The sequence below is a fragment of the Dorea sp. AF36-15AT genome (assembly GCF_003477705.1).
GTDB lineage: Bacteria > Bacillota > Clostridia > Lachnospirales > Lachnospiraceae > Claveliimonas > Claveliimonas ammoniilytica.
The window spans coordinates 77,787-91,265 of the sequence record NZ_QUDV01000003.1 but is presented as its reverse complement, the minus strand read 5'-3'; the positions used below and the strand labels follow the sequence as shown (position 1 = coordinate 91,265).

The window sequence follows — 13,479 nt, the reverse complement described above, 5'->3', positions numbered from 1 at the left end:
TCTGCGGCATCATCATCTGTAATTGCTTATAACTCGCAATTGTTTACTGTTCTTGGGAATGGGATTACGTCACGGATATTGCTCATACCGGTCAGGTACATGATGCATCTTTCAAATCCCAGTCCGAATCCGGCATGGCGGGTAGAACCGTATTTACGAAGATCCATGTAGAACTGATAATCCTCTGTCTTCATACCCAGTTCTTCCATACGCGCTGCCAGCTTCTCGTAATCGTCTTCTCTCTGGCTTCCTCCGATGATCTCACCGATGCCAGGTACCAGACAGTCTACTGCTGCCACAGTCTTATTATCATCATTCATCTTCATATAGAATGCTTTGATATCCTTCGGATAATCTGTTACAAATACCGGACGCTTAAATACCTGCTCTGTCAGATAACGCTCATGCTCTGTCTGCAGGTCAACGCCCCAGGATACCTTGTAATCGAATTTGTCATTGTGCTTCTCCAGCATCTCAACAGCTTCTGTATAAGTCACTCTTGCGAAGTCAGAAGATACCACATTCTCCAGACGGTCGATCAGTCCCTTGTCTACAAATGAATTAAAGAACTTCATCTCTTCCGGTGCATTCTCCATTACGTAAGTAATGACATATTTCAGCATAGCTTCTGCTAATTCCATATCGTCTTCCAGATCTGCAAATGCGATCTCCGGCTCAATCATCCAGAACTCTGCCGCATGACGTGTCGTATTAGAATTCTCTGCACGGAATGTCGGTCCAAATGTATAAATGTTACGGAATGCCTGTGCATAAGTCTCGCCATTCAGCTGTCCACTTACGGTAAGGCTTGTCTGCTTGCCGAAGAAATCCTGTGCGTAATCTACTTTGCCGTCATCTGTCTTAGGCACATTATCCATATCCAGTGTAGTTACCTGGAACATCTCACCTGCGCCCTCACAGTCACTTGCAGTGATCAGTGGTGTGTGAACATATACAAATCCTCTCTCCTGGAAGAACTTGTGAATTGCATATGCTGTCAGTGAACGTACGCGGAACACTGCCTGGAATGTATTTGTACGTGGTCTCAGGTGGCTGATGGTACGCAGATACTCAAAGCTGTGACGCTTCTTCTGCAACGGATAATCCGGTGCGGATGCTCCCTCGATCTGTACTTCTTCTGCCTGGATCTCAAATGGCTGCTTTGCCTGTGGAGTTGCTACCAGTGTACCCTTCACAATGATTGCTGCTCCGACATTCATCTTAGAGATCTCAGCAAAGTTGTCCAGCTTGTCGCTGTACACTACCTGTAACGGCTGAAAATATGTTCCGTCATTTACTACGATAAATCCAAAAGTCTTGGAATCACGGATACTTCTTACCCATCCCCCAATGGTAATCTCCTGATTCAGATACTTCTCCTGGTCTTTATATAATTCTCTGATTGTTAACAAATCCATACCAAATAACTCCTTCTAAAATAGTATCATTATAAATGCTTTCTTATTATAGCACATAACGCAGGGTTTATGAACCGGAATTTCTGTCATTTATGTATTTCCCAATATCCATACTTTTTCCCGCCCACACGCTCTACAAGACCTTCTTCTCGCAATTTCTTCAATGCTCGTTGAATCGTTCTTACAGGAGTATTAAGTTTTTCTGACATTTTTTTCTGAGTAATTCCAGGTTCTTCCGTTAGCGTCTGTATAATTTCATTTTCTAAACCGCCATTTAAACCGCCATGTTGACGGATTAAAACTTTTTTTATTTCTTCTTGAGAAATCGCAGATAATTTCACCATGATATCTTCAGTATGAATAAAATATTCCGGCTGTGCCGTTCCATGATTCCTACAGCTTTCACATATCTTTTGAATTCCTCGTCCCCAGCTTTCTACATAACCTGCTCTGAAAAAGGCGTTTGCAATACTCGGATTATATGGTTTTGACCTATGTCTGTGCATCAATGTTTCCGCAGTCCAGCCTAATGGGAACACACAATCATTACTAATATACATTGCCTCTTCTTCTATTCTAATCTGAATTGGAGTTCCGCTAAACCAACAGGAATGAATCAGTGCATTATAATAAGCTTCTCTTACCGCATCTTTAGGATATGGATATGTTTCTATTCTGGTCATATTATCGTATGTAATCGGTGCCTTTAAATACTTTAAATATATCAGTTCAATCACTCGATCTGCCTGCAAAAACAACGAACCATGTACTTCATCTTGATATTGCAGATCCGAAGCACTTCTAAACTTTCCTATTTTGGTATAACATCCAGGAATCCATTTTTCGGGATTTCTGTGAAACATCATAATTGCTGCTCGCTTCATTCCAATTTCTGTTTGTAAACCCAAACTGTCTATCAACTCCTCATTACTTATCCGTAGGTCTGCTTGTGTCATCCTTTTACTCCGAAGTGCTTCTCTTCTAAAAATGTCAAAACTATCCTTATCTAAATCTTCAACTTCAATTCCGGGAACTGGAACATCTTCCCATCTAACTCCTGTTTTTTCTACCAAGAAATCCGCAAGCGCAATTCCTTTTAACTGCTGTTTAGTACTGCCAGATCTATAATGATATTCCCCTTTATAATTAACAGGAAAATTACTAGGTTTCACTATAATTTCAATATACTCTTTATCATTTGACGACAACAAATTTACATCTGCCACAATTCCAAGCATTGTTTGTATTTTATTAGGAATATCTTCCAGCAATACTTTACTATTTTGCACACCAACAATTGTCCCATCGTCTGCTGTTCCTATGTAGATTTTCCCACCCTGTGCATTTGCAAACCCACATATCCATTTTAAATATTCATCGCGCCACTTCGTTTTCCATTCAACATTTTGATTCTCTTCCATATTTGTCTTCCTTGTTCGTTTACATATTTCTATATTTTTAGTTATAGTATCATATATTTTTATATTTGTCACCGTTTTTAGCAAAAAAAGACTTCGAAACATATTATTCTCAAAGTCTTCTCTACTTAACACCTTATTTTAATAACAGTAATTTTTCTTCCGGTATCTTAAGCCACCCCGGCATGCCTTTCTCTTCCAGCACTTCCCACAGCTCTCTCTGCACAAACCAGCAGACATCTTCCTGTTTCTCTAATTCTTTCAGAAAATACTTATGTTCAAACGGCAGCTTTGCAACGCTGTCCACTTTTACTTTTATCCATCCTTCCTCTGGCTGCTCTCCGTCAGCAAGCCAGATTGGTTCAAAATCATGCGCACGGATTCCCACATAACGGATCTCCTCATCGATCTGCTGTTCCAGGGTAAACCGGATACCCCAGCCCGGCACCTGCAGATGATGCTCGTCTTCTCTGATGGCTTCCGTGATATTCTTACATCCGGTCAGCCTTGCTGCTTCTTTCCATCCCGGGCAGTCAAACGTCTCTTCCGTGTTTCCGTGACACACCACTTTCCCCTGATCCATAACGATCAGTTCATCGCTGAAACGGTAGATCTCATCCCGACTATGCGACACCAGAATAACGGTTCCCGGATAGTCCTCCAGCATCTGAATCAGTTCCTGCTGCAGTCTGTCTTTTAGAAATTCATCCAGTGCGGAAAATGGCTCATCCAGCAGGATCACCTCTGGTTCATAAGCCATGATCCTTGCCAGTGCTGCTCTCTGTTGCTGCCCGCCGGAAAGCTCTCCCGGCAGCCGGTCTCCCAGTCCGTCCAGCTGGAACTTGGTAATCATCTTATCTGCGATCTGCTCCTGCTCTGCCTTGCCGCATTTCAGCCCCGCCATAATATTCTTACGCACAGACATGGTCGGGAATAATGCATAATTCTGGAACAGATAGCCGATCTTCCTCTTCTGTGGCTTCACATTGATCTTCTGATCTCTGTCATACAGCGTGCGTCCTTCCAGCACGATCCGCCCCCGATCCGGTGACTCAATTCCGGCAATGCATCCTAGCGTCATGCTCTTGCCACAGCCACTTGCCCCCAGGATGCCGATCCGCCTGCTGTCACTCTTCACTTCCATATTCAGATGGAATCTTCCCAGTGTCCTGCTGATATTTATCTCAATCATACTCTCTCCCACAGTCCGCTCTTGCCGCCGGATTTCCGGAGCAGATGGACTTCATTGATTTCCATACCTTTATCTACTGCCTTGCACATATCATAAATGGTAAGCAGTGTTACATTTACACCAGTCAATGCTTCCATTTCTACGCCCGTCTTACCTGTCGTTTTTGCCGTACATCTGACCTCAATCTCACAGGTCTCATCGTGACAGATAAATTCCACTTCTACTTTACTGAGATTCAGGATATGGCACAGCGGAATCAGCTCTGAGGTCTTCTTGGTTCCCATGATGCCTGCGATCCGCGCCACGCCCAGCACATCCCCCTTCTTCATGTCACCGGCTTTCACCTTTGCATAGCATTCCTCCGACATACGGATACGCCCAGACGCTGTTGCTTCTCTTACCGTATCCTGCTTCTCACTGACATCCACCATAATCGCTTCGCCCTGTCCATTAAAATGTGTAAACTCACCCATAACCTGTCCTCTTTCTTACCAACGTTTAATATTTTTCATTTTCCTGCCGGAGATCAGATTCATCAATACAATCACACCAAATGCAATCAGCATGACGATGATGACCCACACACCCGCCGTCATATAGTCGCCATCCTGCACGACCATGGCTATCCTCTGGGAAATGGTTGCCGTCTTTTTTGGAATATTGCCTGCAAGCATGGACGTTGCCCCATACTCACCCAGCGCTCTTGCAAATGTCAGGATCGTTCCGGATATGATTCCCGGTCCTGCCGTTGGCACCACCACTTTCCAGAAAATGGCCATTTCACTCATACCAAGTGTTCTTCCTGCATAGATCAGATTCACGTCCACCTGCTCAAATGCCGCTCTGGCATTCCGGTACATTAATGGAAATGCAATTACCGTTGCTGCGATAATACAGCCAAGCCAGGTCTGTACGACCTTAATGTCAAATGTCTCATACAAAAAGATTCCCACCGGTCTTCTTCTGCTGAATAACAGCAGCAGGAAAAATCCGGCTACCGTAGGCGGCAGCACCATAGGAAGTGTCAGGATTCCGTCTGCCACTGCCTTTACCCATGGTTTTGCCTTGATCACCTTACGTGCCGCATAGATGCCGAGAAAGAAAGAGATGATGGTCGCCACGATACCCGTCTTGATTGATATAAACAGCGGACTCCAGTCCAAGTTATTCAAAATCTCCATAATCTCTTTCATCTCGATCGTCTCCTTACTTTAATCATTCGTTTATTACTCTACATCTGTATCGAATAAATATTTCTCATATACTTCTTTTGCCTTATCTGATGTCAGGAAATGCAGGAAATCCAGTGCTGCTTCACTTTCCAGATCATCGGCTTCGTCATTCTTGATCTGAGCGACCGGATAGATAACGTCTCCTGTCAGGTCATAGCCTACTATCTGCAAAATCTCAAGCTTGTCTTCCAGTCCGTATGTGTCTGATTTATATACGGTCCCCACTTCGTTAGATCCTTCTGATACAGCTGCTGTTACCGCACCAACATTGGCACACTCATTGATCTCGATTCCGCCGAGTGCATCCGATACTTCCCGTGTTGTGATCGCAGATACATCATCAACCTTATCCAGCATACCTGCATTTACCATAGCCTGGCGTGTGTATTTACCAACCGGAACACTTCCATCAGCCAGCGCAAAGCTTTCAGCCTTGTCAATGTCTTCCAGTCCGGTTACCTTCGTGTCGTTTCCTTTGTATGTTACCACACATACCTGATTGTTGACTACATTTGCACGGGTTCCGTCTACTACAAGCTCATCTCCTTCGAGCTGATCCATCTGCTTCTGTGCTGCTGAGAAAAACAGGTCACACGCTGCACCCTGCTCAATCTGCTCCATCAGAGTTCCTGAACTGTCATAGCTTGCTACAACCTCTACATTCGGCTGCTCCTCATTATACATAGCAATCAGCTCATCGACTACGCCGTTCAGACTCTTTGCTGCAAAGATCGTAATCGTGGTGTCTTCAAACTGCTCTCCGTCACTTTCCTTGTCTTCGTCCTTTGCTGTGTCCTCTGTCTTAGCGTCTTCTTTCTTATCATCGGAACTTCCGCCACATCCGGCAAGTCCCAATACCATCACGCCTGCTAACATTGCTGCTAATACTCGTTTCTTCATGATTGTCCTCTTTATTATGGTTTTCTATTCTTAAATCGTTCCATTTTCAAAAAGCTAACGTTCGTAAGCCAATGTATTATTTATCTTTCTCGAGAAAGAGGTGCCTATCTGGCACACTCCCCTTCACTGCCTCTTAATATTCCAATCCCGTGATCCAGATGCGGAAGCAGAAATTCCAATGCCTCCTGCACTGCCTTCGGACTTCCCGGCAGATTAATGATTAATGTCCTTTTCCGGATACCCGATACTGCTCTGCTGAACATTGCTCTCGGCGTAATCGTCATCGAATAATTGCGGATCGCATCGGCAATGCCATTTGCCATCCGGTCACAGACCGCAATGGTTGCTTCCGGTGTCATGTCGCGCTCAGCAAATCCCGTACCGCCCGTGGTAAATATCACATTGATCTGGCGCTGGTCTGCAAGCTGGATTAACTGTTTCTCCAGTGCAGTCCGTCCGTCAGGAAGAAGTAATGTCTCCTTCACATCATAACCTGCCTCTTTAATCATCTCTACGATCTTCGGTCCACTCTTGTCTTCTCTCTCTCCGGCAGCACCTTTATCGCTCAGCGTGATGACTGCTGCGGTAAATGGACGATCTTTCTTCGGTGGAATCATGGTAATCTCATCTCCAATTTTGATATGTCCAGGCTTGACTACTTCGGTAAATACGCCTTCTCTCGGCATAATGCAGTCACCCATCCGCTTGTAGATCTGACAGTGGCTGTGGCATTCCTTTCCGATCTGCGTCAGCTCCAGCACCGCATCTCCGATCTGGAATCTGGTTCCCACCGGAAGCGCCCGAAGATCGTATCCTTCTACGATCAGATTCTCGCCAAATGCGCCAAAATCTACCTCTGCACCTTTTGCTCGGAAATCCTCAATCTTCTCAAACGACAGCAGACTCACCTGTCTGTGCCATTTGCCACCATGAGCGTCTCCTTCGATTCCCCAATCCTTAACCAGATTAGCCTCTGGTATCTCGTGCTTCTCTGTACCGCGCTTTTCGCTGATACAGATGCCTAATATCTTTCCCATCTGTTATCCTCCTATCTGAACCATCTTGTGCTGTTCGGTAATATCCTCTTTCATATCAAAACAATGCTGCTTCGGCTTCATCTCTACGGCTTCCTGCAATTTCTCCCGAATCTCCGAATCCGTTCCATACCTGGCTGCATCTCTCACAGATACGGTATCTCGATAGCAAAGGCACGGCTTCAGATCACCGGTTGCTGTCATGCGGATCCGATTGCAACTGCTACAGAATACTCCATGGATTGCACTGATGAATCCCACACTTCCAACGAATCCGGGAATGTGATAATATACCGCCGGTCCATTGCCATGCACACGATCGTCCTTACAGACTCCAGGATACTGTTCCTGAATTTTCTTTAACAATTCATCATTGGAAACGCCTGTACACTCTCTGCCTCTTCCGATTGGCATCATCTCGATAAATCGCACATCAATCGGCCGCCTCTCTGCGATCTCCAGAATCTTCTGCCATTCATCTGCATTTTTATCCTGTTGCAGCACTACGTTTACTTTCACTCTGAGTCCGCTATCAACCGCTGCATCTATCGACTTCAATACCTCCGGTAACTGATCAAATCCTGTGATCTCCTCAAACCGTCCGCGATTCATCGTATCCAGACTGATATTCACCGCATCCAGTCCTGCATCCAGAAGTTCGTCCAGATATTCGGAAAGCAGTATTCCGTTCGTCGTCATAGTCACCCGCTCTACTCCCGGCAGTTTCTTAATCTTGCGGATCAGGTCTGCACATCCGCGTCTTACTAACGGTTCTCCGCCTGTAATCTTAAATCTGGTAATCCCAAATCCCACCGCCTGTTCGCACACCCGCAGGATTTCTTCAAATGTAAGAATCTCATTCATCGGAAGTAATTCAATGCCATCTGGCATACAGTATTTACACCGCAGATTACAGCGGTCGGTAATAGATATTCTCATGTAATTAATATCTCGTCCCTGCAAATCCTTCATAATCTTCCTCTTCCCAACGCCATTGTTACTCAATCACTTCCAACAACACATCTACCATGCCACCACATACCATGCCTTCGTCTTCTGCATCATTACCGGTCAAATCTGCCTGACAGATTCTTGCCTGTGTATCATCACTTCTCAGCAGAAGCAATGCTTTCTGCAGTACCGCTGACTCCATACAGCCACCGCCAATGGTTCCGATACAGTTGCCATCTGCGAGCACCAGCATCTTCACACCGATTCCCTGCGGTGCCGATCCCTTTCTCGTAATAATCGTTGTCATGACCTTTCTGCCCGGATATTTTTCGGTATCCATAATGGCTCTAACCATTTCTTTAGAATATCCAAAGGTACGTTTTTTCTTATTTTTCACTTCAATAATCTCTGCCATGATCGCGACGCCAATCTCTTCCGGTGTCTCAGCGCCGATATCCAGACCGATTGGTGTATAGACTGCATCTAATACTGCCTTATCCGTACCTTGTTCTTCCAGAAGCTTTTTGACCAGTGTTGTTCTTCTCCGACTTCCGATCATACCGATATAGGCATGTTCTTTCTCTGCGATCTTCTCCAGGCACACCTGATCATACCGGTGTCCACGAGTCACAATTACAAAATATGTATCGGAACTTCCCGACACTTTGTCAAGTCCCTCTTCAAAAGGTTCACAGATTACATGACTTGCCCCGGCTCTTCTGGCATTGTCTGCAAATTTGGGTCTGTCTTCCAGTACGGTTACTTCCCAGCCCATCATTATACCAATTTTGATCACGGGCATTGACACATGACCGCCTCCACAGATGACCAGCTGTTTTTCCTGTCCCAATGTGTCACAAAACACCCGGCTGTCTCCTATTGTAACCACGCCGCTGTCCTGCATCTGACAGACTGCTTCTTCATACTTTGAAAAGAAGCCTTCTTCATTACTCTCCCAAATCAGCTTTCCGTCTGATACCAGTGCCTTCTCTCCCAGATATTCTCCATCCAGCACAGTCAGCACCATATTCACACTGCCGGCTTCGCAGTTATCTATTGCTTCAAATAATTCTCTCATTGATTCATTCCTCAACTTTTGCTGAACATTTATTGATACCCGTTCCAGTTTCCGCTATATCTATCTGCTGCCACATTTGCCAAATCCACAATTCGGGAATGTACATGTCGGACAATTCAAACACAAACCACCTTCGCCCAACAGATCCAGATCTTCCTTTGTCAGAATCTCTCCTGCCATAATTCTCGGCAGCACTAAGTCAAACACGGTTCTCTTGGCATACATGACACAACCAGGCAATCCCATCACAGGCAGATCTCCTCCGTAATATGCCAGCAAGAACATCGCTCCCGGAAGCACCGGTGCGCCATAGCTTACCACATTGCCGGTTACATTCTTAATTGCAAGCGGCGTTCTGTCATCAGGATCTACGCTCATACCGCCGGTACAAAGTATCATGTTGCATCCCCTTCGCAACAGATCATGAATCGCATCCTCGATCATCTCCGGATTATCATCACAGATCTCATGCCCCTCGATCTCTGCTCCATATTCAGTAACCTTATCAACGATCACCGGCGTAAATGTATCCTGAATCCGTCCGTGATACACCTCGCTTCCGGTCGTCACGATTCCGACTTTCTTATGTTCATAAGGAAGGATCTGAAAAATAGGCTCCTTACCTGCCACTTCCTTTGCACGGTTCATCTTCTCCTCTTCAATGACCAGCGGAATGACTCTGGTTCCGGCGATCTTATCTCCCTTCTTTACCGGGAAATTACCATGTCGGCTGGCAATCATCATCTCACCCAGCGCATTCACTGCGCGAAGTTTCTCGCCATTGATCTTCAATACACCATCACAATCCGCGATCAGTTCAATCTTACCTTCCTTAACATCAGACGGATGCATATGCTCGCCCTGACAGATCTCCCGCAAAATCTCCGCCGCCTCATTTTCATGAAGCATACCTTCCTGCTTTTCCCATACATAGAGGTTCTCTTTACCCACAGACAAGAGTAGCGGAATATCTTCTTCCGTCACGATATGACCTTTGCGAAATACCGCATCCTTCGTCACGCCTTTGATAATCTGTGTAATATCGTGGCACAATACATGTCCCACTGCATCTTCTGTCCTGATCAATTTCATTATCGAATCCTCCCGTACTGCTATTCTCTGTTCAACCAGTCTCCGCCAAAATATTTATCAAATGCTGTTTCCGTATATTTCTCAATCTCAGCTGTCATATGACGGTAATTCTCTATCAAAAGTTTACCTTCTCTCGTCAATTCAGCCCCGCCGCCACCGGCTCCACCGGTCCATCTGTGCACTGCCGACACTCCAAGCTGCCGCTCAATGCCTCTCAGCATCCTGCTGCCCTTACTATATGAAAGTCCCATCTCCGTGCACGCCGATTGCAGGGAACCTGTCTGCTCGATCAATTCCAGCAATTCACACACGCCGGGGCCAAAAAATTTGTCTTCTGCCCGTAATTCTACCTTAATATGTGGAAACATTTGCTCTCCTTATCCGTTCGTCATTTAAAAACCGAACGCTTTTCTAAGCATTTATTATGCTATATTTTCTTTTCAGTTGCAAGAAGGAAATTAAGCAGCTTAAATTAAACTATACTAACACAGGCTATGATTAATCAAACAACTTTTATTAGTAATCAAAACGTTTGATTAATCACAGCCTGCGATTCTTACATTATTTTTTCAATTTATTTTTTCAATTTATCTTTGTAATACGTCTCTGCGGTATACAATGCCGCTACCGGATTATGACCTAACACACGATCCTTTGTCACTGCTGTCGTACACAGCGCATCCGAATATTTGTAGAACAGACTATCATGTCCAACGCACAATCCCACGACCACATTCAATTCCGTGCCAGCTTCATTCAGCATCTTCGCCTGCAGAATCGGATTGCACATATTCGCTCCCACTGCATTACATTCCTCCGGGATTCCCACCGACGTCTTCTTCTGTGCACCTGCCTTACAGGCAATGCCATACACTTCGAATCCATTGTCCCGAAAAATACGTGCCAGCGTCCGACTCTCATTCAACAGACCTACGCATGTTGCAATACCAAGCTTCTTCATATGCATATTTTCCGCAAATGCCATGATCTCCTGCACTCTGGTGTACTGACAATAATGCTCGTACTCCACTCTCGCTGCCGCAACGGACACTTCCCGGTTCTCTTTCTCTTCATAACAGGCCATTGCATCCGCAAGTACCTCATCCGGCATATGCTCTGTTGCACAGAACTCCGGATACTTTCCTTTTCCTGTGTTACATTTCTTTATAGCACAGTCCACACATGAATGTTCCATCCTGATCCCCATCCTCTCTCATTTCACATTCTTACATCTGCCCGCATCTGCAATCATCGGATCACATCTGGTGTCTCACGATCTTATAGTCATCATTTGACCGATAATACGGACATTCTTTATAATTACTGTTCACGAACCGGTAATACTCATCCTCGTCCAGATTCACATCACAGTAATATTCTTCCTCGTCGTCATCATATACATAATTTGAACAAAACTCACAGCTTGCCGCCATATTATACTCCTCCATTTACTGATCTTCTTTTCTCGATATTGGTAGACCATATGCCTTAACTATACTATAATAAAAGAAAAAGCGAAAGAGGTGGCTACTATGAAATATGAAATCCAAGGTGAAACATTACCGGTTGTTATCTGTCAGCTGGCTGATGGAGAACGCATGATTACAGAGGGCGGTGCCATGTCATGGATGTCTCCGAATATGAAAATGGAAACAACCAGCAACGGCGGCATCGGCAAAGCATTCGGGCGCGCAGTCAGCGGTGAGAAGCTGTTCCAGAATGTCTACACTGCAACGAACGGTAACGGCATGATCGCATTTGCATCCTGCTTCCCGGGATCTATCCGCGCATTCCAGATTACACCAGGTAATGAGATGATCTTCCAGAAGAAATCATTCCTCGCCAGCGAAGCAGGCGTTACACTCTCCATGCATTTCCGTAAGAAGATCGGATCCGGTCTCTTCGGCGGTGAAGGCTTCATCATGCAGAAGGTCAGCGGTCAGGGCATTGTATTTGCCGAATTCGACGGACACGTAGTGGAATACAATCTTCAGCCTGGTCAGCAGATCATCGTCGACACCGGACACCTTGCAGCCATGGATGCCACCTGTAATATGGATGTACAGGCTGTGCCTGGCATGAAAAATATGCTTTTCGGCGGTGAAGGCATCTTTAACACTGTCATAACCGGACCGGGACGCATATGGCTCCAGACCATGCCGATCAGCAATGTAGCCGGAGCAATCCGTCCATACATTCCAACCGGCAAATAATATATAACATTAAAAATGACTTCTTTCCTGTTCTCTCAGGTAAAGAAGTCATTTTCATAACATTATTATTTTCTATAACATTCCCAGCGATTCTACATCCAGATACCAGGAGCCTCTTATCTTAATCAGCGGTATGTTCTCTACCGTATCCTGGCTGAATCCAAGTGCAGTGATGGTAAATTTAACACTAACGTTCTTGGCAGCCGATACTCTGACACCAGCCTCCTTGTACTCTTCTTTCAGACTCTTTAACTCATCACCTTTGACATCTTGTGCATCCTGAATCTCATAGTCTACATCTACTGCCGTACTGATCAGATTACTTCCCAATGAATCGTTCCATTCATTCTGCAACAATTCATGTGCCTGCTCCAGAAGTTCCTTCTTAGATCCGGTATATCCTTCCTGCTCCAATGCATATACGACTACTTCCTTTGGAATCAGATCAAAGAATTCTTCGATATCAGCATCATTCATTGCATCCACCATATCTTCGATCGTGTCTTCGTAACTTCTGCCACCAATTCCAATTACCCGGGTAAAGAATACTGCTGAAGCAATCAATGCTACCACAACCACTGCTACAATCGCAATCATCGCACCGTTGCGTTTGCCCTTAGGCTTACGCGGCATCGCTCCCGGCTGTCCCATCGGCGGCGGTGTCGGATTCCCATTCTGTCCACCATTCACGGAACCACCAACGTTCACAGATGGTCCACTGCTCATCGGTGTGCCGCAGTTACGACAGAATCTCGCATCATCTGGATTTTTCGTACCACACTTTCTACAAAACACTCTCTCGTCCTCCTCTTCTCACGTACTTCAACTCTCATCCTGTCATGAATACCATTTGTTCAAATGATATTGCATGTATTATTCTATAATTACATAATACGTGGTTAAGAAGGATTTTTCAAGGTTTTTCCCATCCTACATACGGATTTCACTTTA

General features: G+C 45.1%; 15 protein-coding genes. 1 reads left to right on the top strand and 14 read right to left on the bottom strand.

All coding sequences use genetic code 11. The features are described from left to right. Positions 1-26: 26 nt before the first annotated feature. From asnS to DWZ93_RS14630, 13 genes are all read right to left on the bottom strand, one after another. Positions 27-1,418, bottom strand: a complete 1,392-nt coding sequence (asnS, locus tag DWZ93_RS06295; protein WP_118452321.1) for an asparagine--tRNA ligase — start codon at positions 1,416-1,418, stop codon at positions 27-29. Positions 1,419-1,504: 86 nt separating this feature from the next. Further along, positions 1,505-2,839, bottom strand: a complete 1,335-nt coding sequence (locus DWZ93_RS06290) for an ATP-binding protein (RefSeq protein ID WP_118382878.1) — start codon at positions 2,837-2,839, stop codon at positions 1,505-1,507. A gap of 133 nt (positions 2,840-2,972) precedes the next feature. Continuing rightward, positions 2,973-4,028, bottom strand: a complete 1,056-nt coding sequence (locus DWZ93_RS06285; RefSeq protein ID WP_118452320.1) for a sulfate/molybdate ABC transporter ATP-binding protein — start codon at positions 4,026-4,028, stop codon at positions 2,973-2,975. Then, positions 4,025-4,501 (bottom strand): cyclic pyranopterin monophosphate synthase MoaC, encoded by a 477-nt coding sequence (gene moaC / locus DWZ93_RS06280; protein ID WP_118452319.1) that lies wholly within the window; start codon positions 4,499-4,501, stop codon positions 4,025-4,027. The genes DWZ93_RS06285 and moaC overlap by 4 nt, the downstream gene beginning before the upstream one ends. A gap of 15 nt (positions 4,502-4,516) precedes the next feature. Next, on the bottom strand, positions 4,517-5,221 hold the full coding sequence (modB, locus tag DWZ93_RS06275) for a molybdate ABC transporter permease subunit (RefSeq protein WP_118382875.1): 705 nt from the start codon (positions 5,219-5,221) through the stop codon (positions 4,517-4,519). 33 nt (positions 5,222-5,254) lie between these two features. Continuing rightward, complete coding sequence (modA, locus tag DWZ93_RS06270; protein ID WP_118452318.1) at positions 5,255-6,160, bottom strand: molybdate ABC transporter substrate-binding protein; 906 nt, start codon at positions 6,158-6,160, stop codon at positions 5,255-5,257. A 104-nt stretch (positions 6,161-6,264) separates the two neighbouring features. Then, the gene (locus DWZ93_RS06265) at positions 6,265-7,197 is read right to left on the bottom strand and encodes an MOSC domain-containing protein (protein ID WP_118452317.1); all 933 of its coding nucleotides are present in this window, start codon (positions 7,195-7,197) and stop codon (positions 6,265-6,267) included. Between the two features lie 3 nt (positions 7,198-7,200). Beyond that, on the bottom strand, positions 7,201-8,166 hold the full coding sequence (gene moaA / locus DWZ93_RS06260; RefSeq protein WP_118452316.1) for a GTP 3',8-cyclase MoaA: 966 nt from the start codon (positions 8,164-8,166) through the stop codon (positions 7,201-7,203). 25 nt (positions 8,167-8,191) lie between these two features. Then, positions 8,192-9,223, bottom strand: a complete 1,032-nt coding sequence (locus DWZ93_RS06255; RefSeq protein ID WP_118452315.1) for an XdhC family protein — start codon at positions 9,221-9,223, stop codon at positions 8,192-8,194. Between the two features lie 60 nt (positions 9,224-9,283). After that, positions 9,284-10,315 (bottom strand): molybdopterin-binding protein, encoded by a 1,032-nt coding sequence (locus DWZ93_RS06250; protein WP_118452314.1) that lies wholly within the window; start codon positions 10,313-10,315, stop codon positions 9,284-9,286. 20 nt (positions 10,316-10,335) lie between these two features. Then, a complete protein-coding gene (locus DWZ93_RS06245) occupies positions 10,336-10,683 on the bottom strand; it encodes a winged helix-turn-helix domain-containing protein (protein WP_118452313.1) in 348 nt (115 codons plus the stop codon). Positions 10,684-10,889: 206 nt separating this feature from the next. Then, on the bottom strand, positions 10,890-11,510 hold the full coding sequence (locus DWZ93_RS06240; protein WP_330421731.1) for a DUF1847 domain-containing protein: 621 nt from the start codon (positions 11,508-11,510) through the stop codon (positions 10,890-10,892). A 61-nt stretch (positions 11,511-11,571) separates the two neighbouring features. Then, positions 11,572-11,763 carry a DUF6472 family protein gene (locus DWZ93_RS14630; protein ID WP_147345571.1) on the bottom strand — a complete coding sequence of 64 codons (192 nt, stop codon included), beginning with the start codon at positions 11,761-11,763 and terminating at the stop codon, positions 11,572-11,574. Between the two features lie 84 nt (positions 11,764-11,847). On the opposite strand from DWZ93_RS14630, the gene DWZ93_RS06235 reads away from it, so the two are divergent. After that, complete coding sequence (locus DWZ93_RS06235) at positions 11,848-12,528, top strand: TIGR00266 family protein (RefSeq protein WP_118382869.1); 681 nt, start codon at positions 11,848-11,850, stop codon at positions 12,526-12,528. Between the two features lie 72 nt (positions 12,529-12,600). On the opposite strand, the gene DWZ93_RS06230 is transcribed toward DWZ93_RS06235, so the two are convergent. Beyond that, positions 12,601-13,323, bottom strand: a complete 723-nt coding sequence (locus DWZ93_RS06230; RefSeq protein ID WP_118452312.1) for a zinc ribbon domain-containing protein — start codon at positions 13,321-13,323, stop codon at positions 12,601-12,603. Positions 13,324-13,479 lie beyond the last annotated feature (156 nt).